This is a genomic window from Collinsella stercoris DSM 13279 (assembly GCF_020735465.1).
Classification (GTDB): Bacteria; Actinomycetota; Coriobacteriia; order Coriobacteriales; family Coriobacteriaceae; genus Collinsella; species Collinsella stercoris.
In genome coordinates, this window is the sequence record NZ_CP085935.1 from 1,371,640 (window position 1) to 1,396,887 (window position 25,248).

Annotated in this window: 15 protein-coding genes; 10 read left to right on the top strand and 5 right to left on the bottom strand. The window is 58.9% G+C overall.

Annotation, left to right across the window (positions count from 1 at the left end; translation table 11 throughout):
- The first annotated feature begins 77 nt into the window (after positions 1 to 77).
- A complete protein-coding gene (locus LK434_RS05895; protein WP_040360512.1) occupies positions 78 to 1,217 on the top strand; it encodes a WYL domain-containing protein in 1,140 nt (379 codons plus the stop codon).
- Positions 1,210 to 6,444, top strand: coding sequence for a DEAD/DEAH box helicase (locus LK434_RS05900; protein WP_006720123.1), 5,235 nt, complete (start codon positions 1,210 to 1,212; stop codon positions 6,442 to 6,444). The genes LK434_RS05895 and LK434_RS05900 overlap by 8 nt, the downstream gene beginning before the upstream one ends.
- A 105-nt stretch (positions 6,445 to 6,549) precedes the next feature.
- Here LK434_RS05900 and LK434_RS05905 read toward each other — a convergent pair whose 3' ends face one another.
- Both LK434_RS05905 and LK434_RS05910 read right to left on the bottom strand, forming a co-directional pair.
- On the bottom strand, positions 6,550 to 7,083 hold the full coding sequence (locus LK434_RS05905) for a hypothetical protein (protein WP_006720122.1): 534 nt from the start codon (positions 7,081 to 7,083) through the stop codon (positions 6,550 to 6,552).
- Between the two features lie 17 nt (positions 7,084 to 7,100).
- Positions 7,101 to 7,961 (bottom strand): hypothetical protein, encoded by an 861-nt coding sequence (locus LK434_RS05910; RefSeq protein WP_006720121.1) that lies wholly within the window; start codon positions 7,959 to 7,961, stop codon positions 7,101 to 7,103.
- 237 nt (positions 7,962 to 8,198) lie between these two features.
- On the opposite strand from LK434_RS05910, the gene LK434_RS05915 reads away from it, so the two are divergent.
- From LK434_RS05915 to LK434_RS05945, 7 genes are all read left to right on the top strand, one after another.
- Positions 8,199 to 9,767, top strand: a complete 1,569-nt coding sequence (locus LK434_RS05915; protein WP_040360511.1) for a restriction endonuclease subunit S domain-containing protein — start codon at positions 8,199 to 8,201, stop codon at positions 9,765 to 9,767.
- A gap of 205 nt (positions 9,768 to 9,972) precedes the next feature.
- Positions 9,973 to 13,506: a CAP domain-containing protein gene (locus LK434_RS05920; RefSeq protein ID WP_050754942.1), complete on the top strand. Its 3,534-nt coding sequence runs from the start codon at positions 9,973 to 9,975 to the stop codon at positions 13,504 to 13,506.
- 169 nt (positions 13,507 to 13,675) lie between these two features.
- On the top strand, positions 13,676 to 14,815 hold the full coding sequence (locus LK434_RS05925) for a Wadjet anti-phage system protein JetD domain-containing protein (RefSeq protein WP_006720117.1): 1,140 nt from the start codon (positions 13,676 to 13,678) through the stop codon (positions 14,813 to 14,815).
- Positions 14,816 to 14,871: 56 nt separating this feature from the next.
- Positions 14,872 to 15,345 (top strand): hypothetical protein, encoded by a 474-nt coding sequence (locus LK434_RS05930; protein ID WP_040360510.1) that lies wholly within the window; start codon positions 14,872 to 14,874, stop codon positions 15,343 to 15,345.
- On the top strand, positions 15,335 to 16,564 hold the full coding sequence (locus tag LK434_RS05935; protein ID WP_148334453.1) for a restriction endonuclease-related protein: 1,230 nt from the start codon (positions 15,335 to 15,337) through the stop codon (positions 16,562 to 16,564). Before LK434_RS05930 ends, LK434_RS05935 begins: the two co-directional genes overlap by 11 nt.
- Positions 16,564 to 19,758: a pPIWI_RE_Z domain-containing protein gene (locus LK434_RS05940; protein WP_006720114.1), complete on the top strand. Its 3,195-nt coding sequence runs from the start codon at positions 16,564 to 16,566 to the stop codon at positions 19,756 to 19,758. The genes LK434_RS05935 and LK434_RS05940 overlap by 1 nt, the downstream gene beginning before the upstream one ends.
- Positions 19,755 to 22,397: a pPIWI_RE module domain-containing protein gene (locus LK434_RS05945; protein WP_006720113.1), complete on the top strand. Its 2,643-nt coding sequence runs from the start codon at positions 19,755 to 19,757 to the stop codon at positions 22,395 to 22,397. The genes LK434_RS05940 and LK434_RS05945 overlap by 4 nt, the downstream gene beginning before the upstream one ends.
- Positions 22,398 to 22,457: 60 nt before the next feature.
- Here the strand turns inward: LK434_RS05945 and LK434_RS05950 are convergent, their stop codons facing one another.
- The 3 genes from LK434_RS05950 to LK434_RS05960 form a co-directional block, all read right to left on the bottom strand.
- Positions 22,458 to 23,405, bottom strand: a complete 948-nt coding sequence (locus tag LK434_RS05950) for a hypothetical protein (RefSeq protein ID WP_006720112.1) — start codon at positions 23,403 to 23,405, stop codon at positions 22,458 to 22,460.
- Positions 23,406 to 23,887: 482 nt separating this feature from the next.
- The gene (locus LK434_RS05955; protein ID WP_148334449.1) at positions 23,888 to 24,094 is read right to left on the bottom strand and encodes a hypothetical protein; all 207 of its coding nucleotides are present in this window, start codon (positions 24,092 to 24,094) and stop codon (positions 23,888 to 23,890) included.
- A 51-nt stretch (positions 24,095 to 24,145) separates the two neighbouring features.
- Positions 24,146 to 24,604, bottom strand: a complete 459-nt coding sequence (locus LK434_RS05960; protein WP_006720109.1) for a VOC family protein — start codon at positions 24,602 to 24,604, stop codon at positions 24,146 to 24,148.
- A gap of 187 nt (positions 24,605 to 24,791) precedes the next feature.
- Here LK434_RS05960 and LK434_RS05965 point away from each other — a divergent pair, with 187 nt between their 5' ends.
- A complete protein-coding gene (locus LK434_RS05965; RefSeq protein WP_198002268.1) occupies positions 24,792 to 25,061 on the top strand; it encodes an ATP-binding protein in 270 nt (89 codons plus the stop codon).
- The last annotated feature ends 187 nt before the right edge of the window (positions 25,062 to 25,248 follow it).

Consider the following 25,248-nt stretch of genomic DNA (forward strand, 5'->3'; position numbering starts at 1 on the left):
CGCTTTGCCCTTCATCCCATGCCCTTGCGCGTAAAATGTCCCTAATGGCCACATTGTCACATCGAAAGAAGGACACCATGGGACGTACCTCAATACCACGGGAAACCATTGTCTGCGTTGAACGAATCCTCTTAGAGCACAGCGATGCCGACCGAGGAGAATATCTCACAATCCACGGCATTCGCGAACTCCTAAAAGACCACTACGGCATCGACGTATCGAAGGACACCGTCGCGGACTGCCTGGAGGCACTTGGTAGCGAAACCCTGAGCGTGCCGAGAAAGGTCGCACTTCGAACAAGCAGCTCGCTCGTCCCGCCGTATGAACTTGAGTCCCTCTTGGGAGAAAAAACGAACTCGCCCAAACGGTTTGCTGCGAAGCGCCTCTATCCCATCAATCAAATAAAGCATCTGATTAGACATCTGCGCGAAGATGATCCTGACTCCGACAGCCTCAATACTGAGCGTCTGCTCCTCAAGCTTGTCGATCAGAGCACACGCGATGAGTTTGACGACGATATCTACAATGGCGACCCTCTCGCCGACGCCCCAACCGAAGCGCAGGGAACCAGTGGCCTCCGAGCGCTGCTGACCAAGGTCGAGATTCTCGATCGGGCGATTCGTGAAAAGGTAAAGGTTCGATTCACCAGGCCCACGGAGCCGAATGCGAATCCGGAAAACTGGACTCCGTATCTGGTGGCACCCAGCGGTGGCTATTACTACTTGTTCGTACGACCACAGGGAAGCTCGCGCAAATACAACGTTTTGCCTTTTCGCGTCGACACGCTTAGCGACCTCACACGCACCGACTTAACCGTAGGCGATTATGACGCATTTGAGGAAGAGCAGGCGACGGCAAGGCGGATCTTCCGTGCCGGCATCGGTCGCTGGTTCAGCCGCACGACTGCTGACATTGAAAATGTAGTTGTCGCCCCTTCAAAAAGCGCATGCGAAGAGTCGAAAAAGCAGCGGTATCTCTTCGAAGCAATGGAGGATAAAGACGGCTTTGGGCAAGTCGGCACCACGGATGACGGGCGCCCACAGTACCGCTTCCAGGCATCACACCAGGCAATGGTCCAGTGGGCACTCAAGATGTCCGACCTATTCGAACTTGTGAGCCCCGAACCTTGGCGACAGGAAGTCATTGACAAGTTGGAAAACCAGATGGCCCGATCGGCCTACGGCAATTTGGCTTCAAAGGAGGTCGATAATGATTGACGATGGAAAGCTGGAACGTATAAACGCGGCTCTTGGGTACTGGAGTATGATCGATCTCCTAACCCAAGATTCTCTACCAAACACAGACCCATACGCAAGCGTATACTGCACGAAGAAAAAAACAGCCGAGGAGAAGCCCCGCGTCTCGGTATCCCACCAATTCAAGTACGATCTCGACAAGAATGTCGAGGAAATGATTTGCGCCTGCACCGAATCAGATGTCATCAATGCATGTCGGAAACGCATAGGCCTCCTCAGCAAAAAAGAAATCGGAAAAACCGACAAGGAGGTAAAAGACCTCGCGCAGCTAAAGGATGCAGTTGCCAAGAACGCTTTTCCGCAGATCATCGCCATAGATATCTTCCTCGGAATTATCCCACGAGAGCCCGTCATTACCGCATTGGAAGAAAAACTTGCCGCCGCATCGATTCCGACCTCAAAGAAGCGTCAGGAAATCGAGACCGACGACCTGGCAAGCGCACTTGTCCATCTCGATGGATCGGGGGTGATCACGGGACTTGAGATCTCGCCGGCTATCTGGCTTCTTGCCCGCAGCTCGCGCGACATGAATACCCTATATGATGCGTTCAAAAATGAGACGGAAGCGCTCTCCAGCAACATAATTGAAAGATACGGAAGGGCACCGGCAACCTTTGGCGATCTAAAGGCAATAGTTTCCGAGCTCCTTCCCGCCGCCCTACAGGAGCGCATCGACACGTTCCTAGAAGAGCATCCGGTCTACAAACACGAACACAGTTGTCACCCGCTCAGCCGCAGCATCATTTCTTACCAGGCATTTGACGATCCGGAGCGCAAGCCGTTCCCCGTCACTCTGCACTCCTCGTTCTACTCAAAAGACATAACTGCCGTACACGATGCAATTTGCGACGCGAAAAACAACGGCAACCCAAAATCCCTTGCTCATGGTCAGCTCAAGCTCGTCCTCTCTTATCTCGAAGGCGGGCTAGAGCAGCACAACGGGCGTGATGCCCGTCGGCTTGATATTCAATCCGCCGCCAACGAGGCTGAACATCACCGAGTCTCCTCCTTCTATCAGAATATCCTCTCCCTCAGCAACACGCCCCTCGGTCGCTGGCCCTCCAAATTCAGCTTATCCCTCATGCAGCAAACTGCCGTCAATTTGGTGGCAGGAAGGGAACTCGCGCAGGACAGCGCCACGACTGATGTCCCCATCTCCGACCTCATGTCGGTCAACGGGCCTCCTGGTACAGGAAAAACCACGCTGCTCAAAGATATCATCGCAGCGAATATCGTTGAGAAGGCACGGCTGCTCTCGAGCTACGAGAAGCCAGATGATGCGTTCACGGAAATCACGGGTGTTGACAAGTACCTCAAATATGCAAAGCACGCCTATCTCCTTGTGAATCCCAAGATCGCCGACCTAGGCATCATCGTCTGTTCTTCAAACAACACCGCCGTCGAAAATATCTCCGAGGAACTGCCTCAAAGCGCAGAGCTTCTCGATGGCCTAGAGAAAGAGGAAAAGGACCCGAGGCGAGAGCGGGCCATGTTCAGGGGCGACATAGAAAATGATCGCAATCTGTTCGAAACGCCATGGAAAATCAAGCAAGACGGTGATGACCCGAAGGGAAAAAGAGAGCGGAAAGTCATACCCGATCTCTATTTCTCCCGTATCGCCTGCGAGCAATTCAACTCAAAAGAAAAGGCGAACGCATCCCTCGGCATGCTGATTTCCGCCCGTCTTGGCAAGAAGGACCACATCGACAGCTTCCGCGAGACAACTCTTGAGGAACTTATTTTCGCGTCCGATCAAGACTCACGCGAAAACCATCTCAAGCGCTTTGAACTGTCAAGGAAGGCATTCAGCGATCAATATAATCACGTGGAAGAACTCATGGGGCGTTACGCCAACCGACAAAAAGATGTGCTTCGGCTCCAAACCTCCGTCAAGGAGGCCCGCCTTCGACTCACCCGTGCCGAAAGCGATCTCAGTCAGGCAACTCATGCTAACGAAAATGCGAAGCGACAGCTATCCGACGCGCTCTCAAATTCCATTCTGCAGCTTAAATCCAACGAGGACTATCGGGACCGCCTGTCGCAGATCAACGACATCCGAAGCCTCCGCATCCTTGAAGACCAACTCAAAGAAGAGCTCGCTCCCTACACTGGAGAACTCGAAAGGCTCAAGAAGCAACTGGAAATCGTTCGCCAATCTAGCGAAAAGTCAAATTTCCTTTCCAACGTATTCAATCACTTGGGCGGGCATAAGAAAAAGCCGAATCTTGAAATTCTCAAAGCAGAAGAAGAGCTGACCGTTTTTCAAGAAGGAAACAGCGGAAACGAGCGACTCGCTCGTTTCAGGCGCGAAATCACAGGAGAACTCAAGAAGCTCAATCGCCTTGCGCAAGCGGCACGTGAGGCACAAGCGTCTGTCGACAAAGCAGAGACTGACCTTGAACGGGCCAAGGATCTCCTGGACCTTCAACAAAACGAGCTTGCCCAATCGCTTTCATCCTGTCCCCATGCGCTTACCTCCGGCCGAATCGCTTCGATAACAGGAGAAAACCCGGAGCAACGGAAGCTCCATGATGCCCATCTGTTTACCCCGGCAGCAGAGGTTCCCGACGAGAACGAGTTGCGTTACGAGCGTGACAAGCTCTTCCTACGAGCCCTGCAGGTTACACGCGATTTCATTCTCTCCTCTAATTGCATGGCGAGCAATTTCAAACTGCTTAATGCATATTGGGGAGCTACCGTTGAGAAGGCGAATGGTACCGGCAAGGGTAAAATCACGTTCACCAATGAAGATGCGTCAAAAATCGTTCCTGCCTTATTCCAGACGCTGAGCATTCTCACACCCGTCATCTCCACGACGTTCGCCTCCGCCGGGCGACTATTCAGAGATATCCCGATCGCCAACAAAGATCACGCACCTCTCGGGCTCTGCATTGTCGATGAAGCGGGACAAGCCGTACCTCATGCTGCCATTGGAATTCTGGCACGCTGCGATAAGGCTCTGGTGGTTGGCGATCCCTATCAAATCGAGCCCGTCGTTGACTCTGAGGTCAAAATGTTCACAGAGCTCTTAGGCAAATCAATCGACTTCCTGTTCAAGAGCTGCACGTCCTCCGTCCAGGCACTCGCCGACGCGACCAACCCCATAGGACACTATCGGACCAGTGACGAAGAGGGCAGGGAGTGGATCGGGTGCCCCCTTATCGTGCACAGACGCTGCGTCTCCCCCATGTTCGAAATCTCAAATGAGATTTCCTATGGAAACAGCATGCTCAACGAGACCGCCAAGCTCGACCCCAAGAAGGACAAAGAAAAGCTCGAGAGCTTCTACCTCCCCTCGTCGCAATGGATCAATGTTGCCGGGCATGAAAGAGGTAATAAAGACCATTATGTAGCCGCGCAGGGCGAGCGCGCCAAAGAAATCGTCTTATCGGCATTCACAAAGAAGCGCTCGGATGAAAACAGCCCTTCGCTGTACATCATCTCGCCCTTTGGCACCGTCGTAACAGGCATACGCAAAGCGCTTGAAAGATGTCGTCCCGATAGTGTGAATGGGAAAACGTGGGAGAGCTTCCTGAAAAACAACATCGGGACGGTCCATAAATTCCAAGGTAAAGAGGCTCAAGAGGTCATCTTCATGCTCGGATGCGATAATTCGGCATCCGGTGCCGTGCAGTGGGTCAATTCGAACATCGTCAACGTTGCCGCCAGTCGCGCGAAACAACGCTTGTACGTTATTGCCGACTACAATGTCTGGAATCGAAACCCGTACGTTTCCGCGATGAAACGAATACTCGATACCGCATGGATTGACCTTTTGGATAATTCACAGGCCAACGATGGCCGAGGAATCGAAGAAGTCCGAAGCGCGGTTCCACGTCTTGAATCCCTACCCACCGACAACCTTGAATCGATCGCAAGCGACAGCGATGGCAATGCTCTGAGCACCAATACGGAGAATACATACTTCGATACTAGTGCCTTTCTTCAAAATGTTCGGCCCCGCATCGCACATATCACGTTAAGCCAATCCGTCTGTAATCGCTTCGGGTTTGAAGATGAAGACGCGCTCGATACCGCATTCGCCGCCTGCGTCGATGCTGACAGCCCGATCTCAAACCCCGTCCTCGCCAACATCAAGATGGGGATGTTCCTCTATGACCTCTTTGACATCGACCGCAGGTCGTCCAATGGCGATAAAGAGGACTGGTCATTCTGCGCTATCATGTTCTGCCGAGCTGCCGAGCTTCTCTTAAAGCACGAGCTACTTCCATCGCTCAAGTCAATCAATCCGTCACTGATAATCAACGGAAAACAAAACATTGCCGACGTGAACGAACTCAGCCTGGGCCAGTACTCCAATGCACTTTGTGGCAAAGAGACTAAGGTTGCCTACGGCATGGCGGCAGGCTATCGGTGCGGAAATTGTGACACCAGAACAGAGACCATCATCAACAGCGTGACACCGCGTGATCCTGCATGGTGGAATTCATTTGGCAACAATCTTGGTAAGCTCCGAATAATACGAAATGATTTCTGCCATTCCGGGCGCAACGTCACTCCCGATATCAAGAAGTTGCTTGCCAGACTCTTCGACGGCCACATCGAACGGGCAAACCGAGGCAAACAAGTCGCATTGCTATGCGAAGCCCGCACGCTCGAAATCGCCAAAGAGGGCATAGGCTCAAGGGGCTTCCCCGACATGATGCGAGAGCTTAAGGGCGTCGGCCTGAAGGAGCCCGACCAAACCCCCGCTGACATAGCTCACCACACTGAACAGTCAGCAAAGCAGATTTCTACCGATAGCCAGCGATTGACACCCAAGCCCGGAAATCACGCAGCACGTCCAAGTAAACAGCTTCAACAAGCCGCAGATCCAAGTGCCTTCCCGAAATCTAATCTCGAAGCCACCACAACAGAAGGCCGAGAACATCAATTCGATGAGGGGCACTGGACCATCAGCAAATGGAGTTCGCTTCTGAAAAGCAAACTTGCCAATTATCCTGGGCTCAGCGATGGAGCAAGGGAGATTAATATCGCTCTTGAGGAAGCCGGATATGTCACAAGCGGTGACCACAGATTCACTCAAAAGGCATTCGATTCCTGGGATGTTCAGGAGAAGCCTGGATTTGACAAAAAAACGGGCAGGAGTTTCGTCTATTCTCTCTACTCGCACGGCGCTCTTATTGAGGCCCTCGGAATCTACAATGCTTTTAAGGACAAATCGTAGGCTGCCTAATCAGCTATGACCCTAAAACCGAAGCATCGGCCCCGCCCATAATGAAAGGGGCCGATGCTTTCAACACTATCTTCCAAATGACACTATGCTGCAAGCCTACTCGACAGCCTCCGCAGCGAGCGTCCCGACGATTCTCTCTGCAGCGCGCATCGCCTCGGCGCGCTCCGAGTATCCGCACGACTCCATGAATGCATCGAGAGCCTTTTGCAACTCGACGCCGTCCTCGGAACCCTCCATTGCGCGAGCATGGACCTCCGCCTCAAACGGTGTAGCCCCATCCCTCGCATCTCGCGCCCCGCACGCAACGACTCGGCGCAGGCCGTCGACACGCAAATCGTCGTGATCCTCCAGCAACGTGAGCACCAAGAAACACAACGCCAGATACTCCTCGAGCCCCTGCGGCTCCCCTGCCAAACCTTCCTCACCCTCGCTGAACATCGCATCGGCGCGAATGAGCGCACGGGCTGCCTCGCGAGCCTCATCGCAATCGAACACCATCAGCAGCCAAGCGGCAAAGCGCCCGTCTACAAATGGATACCGAGTCAGTCGTGCACGGATTTCATCCGGCAGCTCGTCCACAAACGCGAACAGCATGGGGCAATCGGGAATCTGATCCGAAAACATACCCATGAGATCCTCCAACTCTCCTAAATGTCACGGTCACACAGGAGGTGCAAAAACACCGCACCCAGTATGAAGGGCAGCATCTTGATGGTAATCCAGAGGCCGGCCATAAAGATAAAGACGCAAAACGCGAAAAGCAATAAAGCGGGATACGCGAACAAACCGACCATAAGCGCCGCTGTGAGCACAATCCAACTCACCACGCCGTTGCCTGCCACGCACAAGCAGCACGCAATCTTACGAACGATGGCGTTTTTGCGCCCAAAATAGGCGACCGCGGCAGAAACGAATCGCTTCACGCGAACCGTCACAAAAATCGTGATAGGTGTCAGCAGCGCGCCCGCAAACAAAAGCATAAGCCCCGGAAAGGCCGAGCCGTCCTTTTGCGCCCACAGATCGGGGCACTGAACGTAGCCCTCTCGCAACAAATGCTCGGAGATGCCAGCAACCAGCAGAATCATCATCGCAACGGCGGCGGCCCATCGCAACGCGGGGCGAACGAACACGAGCTTCTTACCCAGCTGACCCATGTCCGCGCCGAGCCATGCCGAAAACACGAGTGCCGCATCAACGGCGATGTAAAGGATAATGAATGTCCACAGCAGCACCGGCGCAGCCCACAAACCCTCACCGGCAATGAGGACCTGTCCTACGTTCATGATGGCAACGTCGCTCGGCACCCGCTCGATGAGACCCATGACAAACCAGTAGATGCCTTCCGCGCCACGCGGGGACAGCGTAAAGGGTGCCACCGTTGCTATCGCCGCAAGAGCGAGCAAGAGCGTGACGCAATACCAAGCGATCCGAGCCGTCCCCGCATCCCAGCTCCCCATCTTTTCCTGCACACGAACTCCCTCATGTGCGGCGCAACTCACATCAACCATGCTCCCGTCCCTTCAACTCGGCACGATGATTAACTGAGGACAGCATAGGGGCGAAAACGTGCATTGCACGAGAACAAGCGTTGCTAATTAACGACGCTAAATGAGTAAAATGGCCGTCTGTAGGGCGAAAACACGGTCATCGACAGCACCGGCTACCGCAACGCCCTCTTCACTATCTACAATCTATATAGACGAGCACAAAAAGAAGATGGTCAATCATCGGGAATGGAGCAATCAATGCTAGATATTTGCGCATGCCTCCAGCAACGGCAAGTAAGCGAACCAACCCGTCCCGATGACGTCCTCCTCGAAAGCTTATTGAACTCCGGGCAGGACGAGGTTTTTTGTATCCTTCCCACACCTTATTTTGAACGGTGCACCCACAAAAGGATACGTGCCATCAAAACGGAATGGCATCTCCTATGCTCCATCGACCTCAATAGCATCCTGCCCGGCACGGCAGCAAAATACACCCTGTATGGACTATCCATAACGCCGAAAAGAACCGTTTGCTTTGCCCAATGGCTAAGACGCGGTATCTTCAATGAGCCAGGGAACTATCATTGGGTTAACGACGGCATTCCTTGCGGCCCCTCGTCGCCAGCTGCTGGAAAGCCCCTCCTCACATATCTACCTGAAGACTACAAGTCCTATCTGCAGAATTGCGAACGGTTCGTCAACACGGGGATAGCCCCACAGGGGGACGACTTCGCCGAGTACACCTTACTCGACAGCTCGGATCTTATTGAAGATAAGTGGATGCCTGCGTTCTACAAACAAGAGCACCTAGAAATGCGGCGTAAACTCAGATCGGAACATACCGTTCCGCTCGCAGAGATAGCAGAGGTGCGCACCGCCCACTTCGGACATTTCAAACAAAACGTACCCACGCTAACAGATGTTTCATTTCCGCCCCTTCCCAAGAATATACAACTTGGTATGGGATCAGATGTTGAGTTGCAACATGGAGATGTGATTCTCAGCACTTGCGGTAAGCACAGCCACGCCATTGTCTACAACGGAAGCAGCGGTGTGTATGCCCGTCGGGGATTATCCGTCCTACGACCCGTAAAAGACGTCTCTCCAGAGTACCTCTGCCTCTACCTCACAAGCGATTTCGCCCTTGGAGTCTTTGACGCACTCGACCCGATTGCCAGCCATAGTCGCCATATCTCGAAGGAGGAACTGAAGCTATTCCCCGTGGTTCTCCCAACTCTAGACGAGAGATACTACCGCGCAGAATATGCTAAGCTCGCCAACCCCCAACAGCGAGATTACATCTCGCTCGAGCGCCTCAGAACCGGACAACTTACTGATGTCGAGAGCATCCTCGATGCCGAGATAGCCCGAAAGATACAAGCCCATAACGATGAACAGCTCCGTGAGTTCCTTACCTCCGACCTTCGCGAGCTCAACACATGCTTTGCCCACGGAGCATATAAAGCAGCCATCATTCTCGCCGGGTCCATCTTGGAAGCCGTGCTTACCGACTGGCTATCCGAAATCCACGGCACGAACTTCTTTGAGAACGACTACATGATCGAAACGCGAAACGGGCACTGCAGACAGGCCCGTCTTTCCGACATGATTAACGAAATCAGAGAGCTGGAGAAGCCGGATTGGCTTGAAGAGGCCAAGCTTGCCCACAAGATTCGGAAGAAACGGAATCTCGTTCACGCAACCCTATGCGTTAAAGCCGATGATGTCAACGAGCAGACCGCACGCATGGTAATTGAATATCTCGACCGGGTGCTGCGCACGCGTGGCGCCAGCTGCCTTGAGCAAGTTACCCGCAACGAGCAGTGAATCTATGACTTGATCCGTTCAGCCCAACCTTATCATCGGCATTATTGGGAGTGCCGTTATTTGGCAGCACATGGCACCTTTGCAGCAATCTAAGATTCCTAGCATGGAATTCGAGAACGAGGCGATGACGGACGCCCACATCACATGTGGTTCGCGTTGTCGCCCCCTAGTTTCGGAGAATCCCGAAGGAGCAAAGGAGCAGGCCATGAAACACACCACCCACGCCCACATCACCCGCGCCATTACGGCGGGGCTCGTCGGAGCCATGCTCACACCGAGCATGCTGGCGCCGGCATCCGCTATCGCGCAAGAGGCAGGATCTCATGCGAGCCAACGCGCGGCCGTGCGCCAATCCATCGCGCCGACGCCCGCATCGCGCGCCCTCGCCACGCTTGTCACCGCCGCCAACGGCCAAGCAATCATGACGCTCGAGCAGGCGCGCGCATTGCTTGCCCAAATTGAAGCCGAGGCGGCGGCTGCCCAGCAGGCGGCGGTGCAGCAGGCAAAAGCCGCACAGGACGCTCGGCAGGCGCTTCAGGCCGCGGCTTCTCAAGCGCGAGAATCCGCCGAGCAGGCAGCAGCCGAGCTTCAGGCTCAAATCGGCGGGCTCAAACAGCAGTTAACCAACGCTCAGGCAGAGGCGGACGCCCTGGCACAGCAGAAGACCGATGCGGAAGCGGCGCTTGTCGAACTCGACGGCAGGCTCACCGCAGCCAAGGACGATGCCAGGTCGAAGCAAACCGCGCTCGATGAGGCGCAGCAGAAGCTCGACGCCGCCCAGCAGGCGCTCGACGCCCTTGGCGACAATCCCACTGCCGACGAGCAGGCCGCCTACGACGCCGCCAAGCAGAAGGTCGATGCAGCCGAGGCGGCGCACGCCGCGGCGCAAGATGCACTCGACGCCGCAACAACAACACTCTCCCAGCTTACCGGCGAACTCGCGCAGGCCCAGGAGGAACTCGCTGCCGCGCAGGACCAACTCACCGCAAAGCAAACCGCTGCCGGACAGGCCCAGCAGGCCCTCGACAACGCCCAGGCAACCTATGACCAGGCGCTCAAGGATGCCGATGTTCAATCCATCGAGGAGGCAGAGCGAAACCTCGCCACTACGCAGGCTGCAGTCGACAATGCAAATAAGGATGTCGCGGACACGCAGGCGCGGATCCAAGCACTTTCCGGTCAGATTGAGCAGATCGATGCGCAGATCGTCAACGAGCAGGCGAAGGTGACCGCAGCGCAAGACACCGCCGCCACGGCAGAAACCAACGTCATCTCCGCCCAAGCAAAGCTCGACCAGGCCGCATCGGCACTCGACGACCTCAAAGGGGCCCAGGAAGCATGGGACAAGCAGGCCGCCCAGCTCAAGCAAGATGTCGAGTCCGCACAGGCGGATGTCGCGACAAAACAGGCGGAACTCGACCAAGCGAACCAAGCCGTTGACGATCTCGCCAAACAGACAAGCGACCTGCAGCGCCAGATCGATGGGCTGAAGGCCCAAATCGGGGAGGCCGCGAGGCTCTCAGTCGAGGACTTCGGCGATTTCCTCATCTGGTGCATGCAAACGGGAAACCAGTCGGGAAGATACGGCCTCAATAACGCCATCATGACGCTTTACGGCACCGTTTGGAATGACCTCGAACCCGGCCCGGACGGCCGCCCCATGCGCCCTGGATCGCCCCAGCAAAACGGCAACATCCAGATGGACGACAAATGGGACGGCGAGCTGCACGTCGGCAACGTGATCAGCGACTTCACCGACCTCACGGACGCAGCCGATGCCAGCTCAATCGACAACATACTCAAAGCACTCGACATCATCGAGGCCGCAAATAAGATCCGCACGGAGGCAGGGCTTGATGGGCTCATGATCACGCAGGACATGATGGTCATCTCCATTCTGCAAACCAACTGGTCGAGCTGGAACCTCGAGAGCAACCATGTGCTGGATCATGCCGCAAACATCATCTCGAAGTACAACCCGAACATGTCGAACGGAATGAACGTGGCGGAGAACCTCGCGGCGGGATTCACACCCGAGGGAGCGGTGAATGCCTGGTACAAAGAGCGCGAGGTTTTCCAGCAGCTGTGTCGTGAACACCTGGGGCATGAGGTCTCAGATGCCGAGGCATGGGAGACGTTCAGCAACACGCCCGAGCTTCAGGCGCATTTTGCCGAAATCGGCCACTACATCAACATCCTCGATCCCTCCTACACCGTGACGGGCGCTGCCGTTAGCGGGCAGGTCTCGGGGCAGGTCTACAACTACTCCAACGCCTTCAAAGATCGCGTACAGTACTGGTCCGAGGGTTACAACGACGGCAATCGCTACACGGTTGCCGAATACCGCGCGCTGATTGAGCGCGCGGTGGCCGAGGGCGTCAACGACCCGTTCGGGCCCGTACCCGAGGACTCCCCCGCGGCGGAGAGCATCAAGAAGGAAATCGCCAAGCTGAAAGAGCAGTTGGACGGCGCGAACGAGAATCTCTCCGCCGCCCAGCAGACGGCTCAGGATTTTACCGCGGGACTTGCAGGGGCGACTCAGGAGCTTAAGCAAAAGCAGCAGGCCCTCAAGGACCTGGGCGAACGGCCGACGAACGAATCCCTGCAAGGAGCCTATGACCAGGCGCTCAAGGAACTCGATGCCGCCAAGCAGGCACACAAGCAGGCCGATGCCAACCTCAAAGACGTGCGGGCGTCCGCCGAAAAGGCGATCGGAGACCTCAAGGCCGAGAAGAAGGGGGAGCAAGACGCACTCTCAAACGCCCAGGGGGCGCTCGATGACCTCAAGCAGGCCGCAAAAGATGCCCAAGCGAAACTGGATGAGACCAAAGCTCATTACGCCGATCTCATGAAGGTGCATGCCGATCTCGAGCAAGCCGCGAGCGATGCGGATGACGCCCTGAAGACACTGGCTGCAGCCCAGGCGGCCGTCAATGGACTCACGGAACAGATTGCGCAATGCGAACGCGATGTCGATGCCGCAAAAACCGCCGTCGCCACAAAACAGGCCGAGCTTGCCGCACATCCAGGCGCCTCCAAGGAGCAGCTCAAGGCCCTTGAGGACGCGCGCACGTCGCTTGATGCCGCAAAAGCAAAGCTCGCCGAGCTCACCGCCGCCCGCGATGAGGCACGAACGGCACGTGACAAGGCGGTCGCCGCAAAGGAACTGGCAGACGCACGCGTTGCCGAGGTTCAAAACGACATCAAACTCAACGAAAGGCTCCTCGCGGAGGCCGAAGCGGGGCTGCCCGCCGCACAGCAGAACGCCGCACACTGGCAGGATGTCTTTGCTCAGCAGGATGCCCATGACATCGTCGTTGATGGGTTCAACGGTAGCGTGCAAGACCCCGGCATTTCCCAAGCGCTCGCTCGAGCGCATGATACATACGTGGCAAAGCTTGAAGCCGCAAATGCAGCCAAGGCGCACGTTGCAGCCGCACAGGCGGCCCTCGACGAGGCGCTCTCCAAGCAGGAGACGACCGACACGGAGCTTGCGGAAAAGCTCGCCGATCTTGCCATGGCGCAAGACGCGTACAGGCGCATAGCAGCAGAGCTCAACTCGGCAGACAGCTCCTCCCAACAGCCCGGCGGCGTGGCAACCCAAGCTGTCTACGAAGCGGGCACTTTCGATGACCTGCCTCAAACCGGCGATGTCACCGCGCTCGCCGTAACGGGCCTCGCACTTGCGGGCGCGGTTGCGCTCGTGAGCGGCAAGCACTTCCGCCGCAAGGGGGAGTAAACAGCAGGTGCGGGACCTGGCGCTGTGGCTGCCGGGCCCCGCACCCCAGTGTGAACCGCCGCCCATCGAAAAGTTTTGTCCGGACGGAATTGCATGCTCATGCTGTGGGGGACTCTATCGAATCAAGTCGCCCGTGCATTTCATCGGCGCCTGAGCATGAGGAGGGAACATGGGATACGGAACACCCGAACGCGTTTTGGCAGAGGGGGCGCTGCTCACGTGGCTCACGGACTCAGCGGGACTGCCGGAGGGCAGGGCGCGCGGCGTGGCGAACAGCCTGGCGAATCGCCCGCAGCTCGCCATTAAGCGCAAGGCGCTCATGCACGTTCTGGACACGTTCGTGGGGCATGAACGCTCCGTCGAATTCTTCAACATGCTCATCGAATCCCACGTTCTCGAACTCCAGAAGGGCGACGGCGGACGCCCGGGGCCAAACGACACATTCGCCATTCGCCCTCCTGCCGCTTCGGACAACCACAAGACGGCAACAAGCAAACCCGCACCCCAAGCCTTCCGTCCTTGCTCCGCCTTCCTGCGCACCCGGAAGCTAGAGCTTGCGCAAGTCCCGCTCCAAACGGAGAGAAACCTCGAAAAGCTCCGCAGCCTTGACCGATGGCTCGCGCAGGCCGAGATCACCCCGCCAGTTCCCGCTACGGACAAGCAACGAGCCTACGAGATTTTCAACGACGAGAAGGCGCTCTCAGAGCACCTCGACGGCTCGTTCGGCCGCCTGCTCAAGCGGATCGGAGTCGACAACGACGCCCTCCACATCATCGATCTCGACAGGCAACGCCTTGAGGCCTTCATACCGCATGGCTCAGCCGCGCCCATATTGGTCGTTGAAAACGGCGACACCTATGAGAGCCTAAAGTACGTCTTGGGCGAAGCGGGACGTGACCGCGTGTTGGGACAGCAGCTGGGAGGCATCGTCTACGGGGCGGGAGGCGCCGTCTGCACGCCCGGGCTGCTCGACGAGACGCTCGACGGCGTCAACTACCGCAAAGACCACGTCCTGTACTGGGGCGACATCGACCGTTCGGGCGTCGCCGAGGTCTCGCGCGCACGCGAGGTCTGCGACGTCTCCATCCGCTTGGCGAAACCGTTCTACCGCAAGATGGCCCAACTCCAAAAGGAGCGCCTGCACAGGGGATTCGACATCGAGATGGCCCCGCGCCAATCGTTCCCCGAGCATCTCGACGAGATCTCACGCGAAGTGCCGCTCTTCGCCCGCTGGATGTTCCTGCAGACCATCCGCGAGGGGAAACGCATCCCCCAGGAGATCATCCCGTTGGAGGTGTTGCTGGAATAGGGATGGCTGCCAACCCGCAACGGCAAACCCACCAATCGGAAAGGACGCTCCCCACCATGCTCCTCTACGACCACTTCTTCGGCGCATACAAGAACATCTACCTCGACTACGACTACCCGCGCACCATGGACGGCCATGACGAGCTGCCTGTACGGTTCACGCGCATCAACATGCACGGCGACCACGACACGGCCGAGACCATCGCCCCGGCCTGCGACTCGTGGGATGCAAGCGGCTTCACCGATGCGGAACTTGTGAAACTCGAGCGCTTCCTTGCCGACAACATGGCCTCCCTGCTCGCCGAAGCCGAGCAGACACGGGGCGATGACGCCCACATGACCACCATGGACATCGAGTTCACGGAGTGGGAGCTATTGCGCATCTTGCGGGCGGGCTACCTGAGCGGCATGGCACCCGGGGAGTTCATCGTCAATGCCGCAGCCAACTACATGGTCGAGCTGGAGCGAGACGCCCTTTGCCCAGCCGGGCCCGAAGCCGATACGAGCGGAGGCGCCTCCCATGAACAATAGGCCTCCCAGCATGCACGACGGAGCGCAGGGCGAACCCGCAAGCAACGGCTGCGAGTCTACGCAGCTCCGCAACCAATTCCTCGAGACGGTGTTCCTCATCGCCGCTGGCCTGCGCAAACGCGAGGAACTCTTTGCGGCCAACCCTCGACGCTATCCCTACTGCAACGAGCTGCGGCTCGGCATCCAGCGCTTCGCAGCGCTACATGCGCAACACGCCGAGGACAACCAGGCGCTACGCAATCTGCTGGACGGTCTCAGCGAGTCAGGCTTCATCCGCACATGGTGCACACGCGACCTGTCAACGTGGATTGAGCAGTGGACCCCTGCCGCACGCGAGGAGCTCGGCAACCTGGAATGCCTCGAGCTCGGACCCTTCGCCGAAGTGGGTGGGAGCTTTTTCAACATCACCGGGGATTGCCTGGAGTTCCTCAGGCTCAACGGCAACGGCAACACCGATGACTTCCACGAGAACCGCGTGTATTCCATGCTCAGAGACGCTGGGCAGGCGGCATATGTGTTCGGCCGTAAATTCCTCATCTTGCACCCCACGCTCAGCTGGGAGGAGCGTACCGCGGCGGCTCACGCGAATCTCGCCGTGCTCGAGGTCGATCAACTCGATCAAGGCGAAGTGGCGCACATCGACGGCGCATGGGTCCAGGAGCTCGTCGACACCGCCTACGAGCGGGCGCCCCTCGGCCTTAAGGTCTGCCCCGTCTGCGGGTGGACCATGTCCCTGCACGGCCTGCGACCCATGTGCCTCGACGCCCGCTGCACCGTGCGTGTCGACGCAGATGAGTACGAAAATCTGCCCGATGTCCCGCCAAACTCGTACCGCCTGCGCCGAGGGGTGATGCGCTTCATTGCCAAGCCGGGCATCCTCGAGCTCCAGATCGCCCACAAGGTCCAGGCCTTCGGCCTCCCCTTTGAGCTCTGGCCGCTCCTGGACACCTGCGACATCCTCATCACCCTGCCAGGCGGTCACACCATAGCCGTGGACGCAAAAGACCACCACGATATCGACCGGCTCGTGCGCAGCATCGAGAGCGACGACATGCGCGAGGCCATGGCGGCCAGCGAGGCCATCTACGTTGTCCCCGCCGATACGCCACCACCCCGGCGACGGGCCGCGAATCGCCGTCTCGCTCACAAACCCGGCTACTCAATCAAAACGCTACGCGAACTCACCCAACACCTCAAGACCGAGATGGGGGATGCGTGATGGGTATGTCGGATGCGAGGAAGAACCTCGAAAAACTCCGGGCCGAGATTGCGATGCGCTTTGATGACCCCAAGGAGGGGTGCCGCATCGCGCGAACCATCACCGATGTCGAGCAGCTGCTCGTCCTCTCTCGAAGATACGATGGGCCGCATCGCGCCGATAAGGCCAACCTGCTGCTCTGCAACTACCACCTGCTGCAGCCCGAATCCTTTGGCGAGCGCGAGCACGCGCTCCAGATGGCGCGGCGGCACCTCAGGCACCTCTCCTCTGGATACAGTTGGGCAAACAAGCTCGAGGCCTACATGGAGGATGAGACGAGAGCCTTCCGCATGTTCGACATGGTTGACGGCAATATCGTCCGCCGCCAAACCGCCTTTGGCGAAGGTCCAGACGAGGGCGAGCGACGCGAGGACCTATACATGGTATGCGTGCTCGAACCCATCCCTTGCAAGCCCCGCGGCCCCCAAGTCAAAGCAGGCGTGCGCCACACCTACTGGGCCAAACCCGAGCGCGAGATGCGCGACAATCCCCGGAGCGCGAGCGATACGCCGCCCAGAAGCCCGCGCTCGATCTCGATTCCCCCGGCCATGCTCGAAATGGCCAAGGCGGCGGAATCACGCAAGGTCAATGACATCCCGCACAAGGGCGTACGCCCCGCCATAACCTTCACACTCGATGAGCTCATTTCCGCCGCGCGCGAGATGGGTGAACTCACAGGGCAGACGCACCTCGCCCTCGTGCTCGAGACCGCCCTCGAGCGCGGCTTGTTCAAGCGCCTCGAGGGCGCCACGGCGTCCGCCGCCGAAGGCATCACCATCGAGCGGGCGATCAACATGGTGGGTATCGTGGGATCGGGCAAATCCGTGTTCGCCAACGTCCTCACCTACGCCTGCGCTAAACGCGGGCTGCGCGTGGCGACGGTGCACAACTCCATCTCCGATGTCATCGAGTCGTTCGAGCTGTTTGAGAGCCTCGGCATCGAGGCCTCCCCGCTGATCTCCAAGAACCGCCGGCTCGAGCACCTCGATGAGCTCGCGTCAAAAACCGGCGGCATGCTGCTGGACAACGCTGTGGCGCGATACCTGGAGGCGCCCTGCCTGCTGGACGGCATGGCCGAACATGCGGACGCTCCAACCGGTTACGGCGATTGCCCCTGCTTTGGCCTCAAGGACCCACGGGGCAACAGGCGCGCCTGCCCCTTCTTCGACATATGCCCCGCGCAATCCATGGCCCGTGCGGCGCTCAGCTCGCGCGTGGTCATCACCACGACCGCGGGCTTTGCGCTGACCACCGTGAGCGCCGAGCGCCAACCGTTCTTCGAGCATGCCCTAGCCGATTTCGACCTCGTCATCTTCGATGAAGCGGACCGTGTCCAGTCCCAGCTCGACGCTCTCTTTGCCCCTTCCGAGAGCTTTGGGGCTTACATCCGCGAATCGGCCGATGCCGTGGCACGAGCGCTCAAGCGCCCGCCGCGCGAGAAGGTCGACGACCCCAACCTCGAGTACCTGCACGACCTGCGCGGCAGCTCCGACTCCATCGCCAAGGCCCTCTCGGCGGAGGCGCGCAAGCCCGCCATCGCGGAGTGGAAAGAGCTCAAGGGCCACACGTTCACCACGCTCTCTCTGCTCGAGATGCTCAAGGGAACCGACGAGGCCCCCGAGGACCAGCGCTTGCCCGATTCGCTCATCGAGGATCTGCAGCACTGCATCGACACGCGCGGCGATTATCGCCGCGAGGACGAAGACATGGGCGACGTGTACCTGCGCAGCGCCATTCACGCGGTGCGCGATGGGGCGAACGATGCGCACTTCAGGCAGGAATTCGACAGCTATCTCAAGCAGCGCGGGGTGGAGCTCTCCCCCACCCTGCGCGAACGTCTCGCCTTCGCTCTCAAGGCCGTGAGCTTTGACGGCCACCTGCACGACCTCGACCATGCGTCCGACATGCTCGCGTTTAAGGACGAGTCGATTGAGATGCTCTACGACTTCATCCACGCCTCGACCAGCCGCCAGGCCCCCTACCTGCCCGCCTCCCCCGTGGGCAATCTATGCGGCTTCAAGATCACCGACGAGCACGACATCGAGCTCTATCGCCAATTTGGAACCGGACGCGCCCTTATGACCGCGCTCCCATGGCTCGACACCGATGAGCAGGGCAATCCGTGCGGGCCGCATGCGCTGATGCTCTCGGGCTCGAGCTATGAGCCGGGCTGTTTGCAGTTCCATATCAACCAGCCAGTCGACTACCTGCTCGACGCGCAACCCGAGTTCGCCGAGTTCCTCACACGCTCCACCGTACGCGACCTGGAGCCGGGCGTTGCGGTCTCGGGAAGCGGCCCACAACGCGGCGAGAACCTTCGCCGCCTGCTCAAAAGCGTTGTGGACACCCTCGTTTTCGAAATGGACGATCCACACTCGCACAAAGCGCTCGTCATCGTCAACAGTTATGAACAGGCCGCCATGGCGCGCGACACCCTGCAGGGCGAGCTGCGCCGCCGCGGGCGTAGCGAGAGGGTGTGCAGGCTTGTCCCCCATCGCGAGGGCGCAATGCCCGACCCGTTCTCCCTGGAAAACGATGATAGCCTCCCACGCGCCGAGGTGCATCGATTCGCCCATCATGAAGCGCGCATCCTGGTAGCACCCGCCATGGCAATCGAGCGCGGATTCAACATCGTGGACAACCTCGGCCATTCCGCCATCGACACACTCATCTTTGCCGTGCGTCCCATGGGCATCCCGCAAGACCTGGTTGTCCGCTTCAAGCGCATGGTCGGCCTGATATGCGAGCAGTCGCGGCACCTCGACTCCCGGCCGCCCTCGTTCGAGCGCGAGATTCGCGAGGGCGCATGGCGGTGCTGGGTCACGCTCGAGCGCGATGAGGCCCTCCGCCTGAGCGACCACGCAGCACTCGACGACTACCTGACGCGCGACATCATAGCAACGCTCATGGTGCTGCTGGTGCAGATCTTCGGCCGCCTTGCCCGCGTTCGCGACCCGGAGCGCCGGCCGCCGCACATCTACTTCGCCGACTCCGCCTTCACCGGAGGCCAAGACACGACCCGCGCGTCATTCCGCACGCTCGAACTGCTCATCAGCTATATGAATGAGCTGATCGGCGGCAGCGGGCAACCCGTCGTGGCGCAAGCGCTCTACGGCCCGTTCTTCTCCGCCCTCACGAAGGGAATCCAACCATGACCAACTCAAACCAGCCCAAAGTGCAGGGCAGCGGCACTCAAGATACAAGCTCGCTGCACCTCATGTCGCTTGTCCCCGACTCCTCGTTCACCGCGACCTACCACCTGCTGGACATGTCCCCCGAGCTGCACGATGCACTCATCGATCTGGTGGGAGACGCGCGTATGGCGCACAACATCAGCAACAGGGCGCTCGATGACCAGCTGCTGCAGTACCTAGACCAGCCGGTGCGGGTCAAGCCCGTCTCGCGCTTCCGCAATGACCGCATTCCCGGCTGGCTCACCGCGAACGCGCCCATCGACCTGCCTCGACTGTGCGCGATCCTCACCAACTGGGTTGCGAGCGTATGCCCCAAAAGTAAGTTCGGAGATGCGGATTACAGCCGTGTCGTCAATCTCATCACGCCCAATGAGCTGGCGCGGCACACGCGCTCCGAATCCATCGCCCTTTTTGACGAGGACCGCCGCCCTGCCGGCAACCTGACCTTCACGGGGTTTTCCCTCTCCATGTCAGACAGGATCGACGGCAAGACCTGCCATCTCTCCTGCGGGCAGGACCTCAACTTCGAGCGCATCTTGAGCAGCGACGGCTCCCCTTGCGAGCTGCTCTCTCAGATTCTTTGGCACGACGGCTTCGCTTACGCCATCTGCCTCAAGCTGAGCACCCAGACGGTGCCGCCCCGCCAAGAGGCGCGCCTCAATGTGAAGGCCTCGATCCGCCGCTTTGCACAGGGGACCTGGACTTTTGGCAAGGGTCTTGAGCCGTACCTCCAAAGTGACGTCAACGCGCTTGTCCGCTGGCCCGGCTCGCGTTGGTGCCGCGTTCCCTATGGGTACGACCCAAAGGGCAAGAGCATTGACTGGAATAGGGCAAGCGCTCGCAACCTCAAGGACTTTGCCGGCGTTGAGCTGCCCGATGTGATCGACTACCTGCAGCACATGAACGACTGGACCCAACCTGGGCGCGAGCTTCAGATCCTGTCTCCGCAAGCAGTCGCGGCGACATGGCAGACCTCCCATAAGGTCAAAGCCGGACTGACCATCAACGACAGGGCGGAACTCTTTGAGTTCGTCGCCTCGTGCCTGGAGGGGATCGCAACCCCCTCTCCCGATCCCGTATGCGAGCGGTTCATGAACCTGATCAAGCTGCCCGACGAGAAGAAGCTCAAAACCGATGACGGGCGCGCTGCATGGGTGCTCGCCAACAGGCATCGCCTTGCCGCCGCAACGGGCAGCCAGCGCATCGAGCTCGAGTTCATTGGCACACAGGCCGATTCCCACGAACTCGATGCCGCGCGCAGGGAGGTCATCGCATTCCTCGGGCCCGAGGGCGAGGTCGATGGAGTCAGCATCGGCATGACCACACGCACCCCGGACCAGCTCCTCACCATGCTTCCGTCCAGCTCCATCGCCGACGTGCGCGAGCGGATGAACATGGTGCTCAAGACGCTGGGCACGGTGCACGGAGGCATCCCGACCGCATGCATCGTCATCCTGCCCAACTACTCGCTCGCCCACAAAACAAGCTCGTTTGATCCCAAGCAGGCGCTCCGCATGGGCCTTGCGCTGAGCGGGAGGTTGTCACAGTTCCTCGTCCCGAGCGTCAGCGGGAAGGCGCGCCGCGAGGACGACGAGCCCGTTGTCCATGGCGGCAAGAGCTCTCGGGGCAACAAGGCAGATGAACAGGCCGACACCTTCGGCTATCGAGTGACGGGTGCCGTGCGCGACCTCATGCGCCAGCTCGGATTCATATACCAGTTCAAAGACGCACCCGCCCTCAAGTCCTCGGCGCCCCTCTATGGCATCCACCTCACCGCCCTGCAAAAGACGCAGAATTGGGGAAAGGAGGCGCTCATCGCCACGCGGGTCAACTACAAAAGCGGCAGGACCGATGCGCTTCTTCCGCAGGTCAGCATGGACTGGATTCCCTATTGGAAGGCTCAGCTGGAGCTTGCACGCATGACCAGCCCCATGAACGCCAGCGCTCCCTCCCGCGCCGACGGCTTCATGCTCAAGCGACTGATTGACAGGTTGAGATACGAAGCGCCCCAGGATGCGCTCTTGCTCGTCCACTCGTACGGTCTCATCCGCACGAAACCCTGGTGGCCGGGCATCTCAGACGGAGGCCTTGCCAAGGGCGCGCTGCGCTATGGTCCCACCTGCACTCCCGACAAGCGAAAGGTGCCCATCCCGGACCACGTGTTCAACTGCGATGGCACGCAGCTGAACATCCTGCGCATTCGGCTTGGCGAAGGGGGCGAGGTGCCCGACTACTACACCGATCTCGCCTCAAAGAACACGGGCGATGGCGCCCGGGCACCCAAGCGGTCCCAAAAGCAGGGCATTTTCAAGGCGGACGGATACCTGCTCGCGCTTGCGCCCAGGCCGGGTGACCCGCAGTACCTCAACGCGATGTGCGGCTCAAGCGTCGTGCGCCCCAACGTGCTCGCCCATGCAAAGTCCCTGAGTGAATACGTGCTGCTCACCAGCGATGACGAGGACCTCGCGCTCGAATGCGTTCGCCGCGCCGAGGCGAGTCGCGGGAATATGGTGCAGCTGCTCAAGAGCGACATGAAGGTGAACCTTCCCGCGCCGCTTCATCTGGCGGAGAAGATGGAGGAGTATCTCTGGGGTCGTTAACGACAATCGCGACGAGCTGTCAACAGGGCACCCACCGAACTCCGCATGGCCACAGAGACGTCATGACTCCGCCGGCGCGCGACCGCCCAGCGCGTCATGCGGCATGACGTTCCATGCGGCCATCCAGACGCCCAGGATCTCGTCGAGGTCTTCCACCGTACTCACGCGCGTCTCCTCCAAATCCCCGAGGGAGCGCTTCATCAGCTCGGTGGGCATGATCTTCCCATCCTCATGGGCAATGTCGAACACGACGCTCTCCCATGTCGCCTTGAGGGCGAAACGGTCCGCGAGCTCGCGGTACCGATCCGCCAGCTGGACGCGGAAATCGGCGAGCTGCTCTGGATCTTCGAAGTCCACGTCGGGGAACTGCGCCTCGAGCGATCCACTCACCACGCCCCCACGGGGCCCGTACGTCTGGCGCACCAGCTCCAGGAACGAAGGTCGCTCTCCACCTTCTTCCCTAAGAACCTCTTTCATATGGTCCGCCATAACAACCGGATAGAAGGCGACCACGTTACCCGGAAAGAACCATGCACCGCCCGACTTTGTAAGGCGTGCCACGATGACCCCGCATGGCCCCTGCTCGCCCTCGCGGAAAAGCCCTTCAGAAAGCGAGTAGTCACGCACCCAAAACATCTCGCCCGTGTAAACATCCAGCAGCTCGAGGCGATGCGCGGCAATATCGACATGTTCGACGGAAAACATGCTGCTGAATTGATTATTCACCGCCTCGCGAAGCTTGCTCAGATAGCCGTTTCCGCGTCGGTCGGGATTCTCCTCGCAGTACAGCTCGATACCAGAGAGTCCGCCCTCCAAAGGCTTGTCGAAGATGGCCCGCTCCAACGCTAGCTCATGGAGACGCTCGACATGCTCATATGACAGCTCATCGAAATCAGGCTCGACGTGAGCGATGAACTCCTGGTACGCCGCCCCCGCGAAGCCGGGGTAACGACGCTTGAGAAAGCTAATCACGCGGCCAAACTCGACACCTGGTGCTTGCGAGGACATACGAGCTCCTAACTGGGCGCATTTCGGTGGCACCCAAAGCCAAGCCGGAGGCATGCGGACAAACGAGGGCGGGAAACAAGCGTCCGCGGAAGGTAAAATACATACCGTGCGGGCGTTATCAGATTCAATTTTTGCAAGCGCCGAGCCCGGTGTCAACGACCTGCGCAGGACGGTTTGCTCGTGACGTGGATATGTCCCGGTATGAGGGCATATCTTCCCAATCCGCTGGCTTATGCCCCCATAATCGTCAGTTTAAGACACTTATTTTTTCGATTTTGCAAAAGTTGGTTTCTTAACCCTCACTCCCGAGTTGGCGAGCAGGTTGGAGCTTCGTTGTTGGCGCGATCGCTTCGTGCGCATCCGATAGGCCTGTTTAACAAAAGGCCTATCGGATGCGACTGGCCGCCCATACGGCGACGGCGTTTCCCGTGCGGGAGCGAGCGGCCCCGCGTGCCCTATCGCGCGATATCCCCGCATGACGCTCAGAACACCTGCTCGCCGAGCAGCCACCTCGCGAGGTCCAGCACGAGAACGCCCTCCCGGGTATAGGGCTCATGCCTCGTGCGAGCGATGAGAATTCGGAGGCTGTTGGCGCACGAGACAACCCAGCAGCCCATGCCGGAATCGAATGGAACGACGGGATGTCCCCACGCCCCGACATCGTGCTTCACCCTGAGATCGATGAGCATGAGAAAACCTCCCATTTCCCAGGCACCGAGAAATGGTAGGCAGTTCGCCTATTAATCGTCCAGTGGCTGCATGATCTCTAGGATGATCCCATCAGGATCGCGGAAATAGAAAGCACGGCTGCGGCCAAAGCCATCGTGGCGAAAATCGAACTCCTGTGGCGAGGAGAGGCACTCCACGCCCTGCTCCATCAGCTTTTGATACACCGCGTCGGCGTCGTCGGCGTAAAAGCAAAGCTCCGAGATGGAGGTGGTGAAGAGGTCGGCTGCTTTGTGGGCAACCTCGTCGCCGACGAACTGGATCAGCTCCACGGGCGGCATATTCAGCTGGTCCGACCCGTTCAGGTACGCGACACGAGCCCTGCAGTTTCCCCGTTGGAACATCGCCTCGGTCTCTCCGCCTTCCATCAACAGCTCGCCCTCGTAGCGAAGCCCCAAGATGTCGCGGTAAAAAGCTACCGAACGATCCAAGTCGCTGACAGTCAACCCGACGTGATAAACCTGCCCAATCATTTCTTCCTCCTGCCTGGATTTTTTGCCCGATTTTATCAAGGGGCAGAATGAACGGTCAAAACCTCGTCGGCGTTACTTTGATGGAGGCTGCACCCTACCAGCTGGTTGCGACCATTCCGGAATCAATGCCCGCAGCATAGCGCACTTGGGCTGACATGCTGGATTGGCTCGTTGGCCGCAAGCATGAATCGAGCGGAGAGCCAGACAGAGGACCGCTGTTCACAAGGAGGGGGCGGACCTGCCGTTCCAGCTGGTGTCGAGGCGCTACGAGAGGAGGTCGACCATAGTGACCACGAACGTCGGGATAGGCGCGTGGGCGAAGGTGTTCGGGGACCCGGTGGTGGCGAGTGCCATCGCCGACCGCCTGTGCCACCACTGCACGGTGCTGAAGATCACCGGGAGGTCCTACCGCACTAAGGGCCTCGCGCCGGACCGGGACGCCGGAAACGGCGCCTGACGTCGGCGGAAACGGCGGGGATGCGTTGGCGCGATCGGCGCGATTGCGTTGGTGGAATCGGTGAAAGACGGATTGACATTAACAAAGCGGCGCATCCCCAGTGATCACCTTGATGCCCCGGGTGCCCTCGAGCGCCCAAAGCCGCTCCATATACGTATTGCGGTCTACCCAAGCCACCATCAGCTCC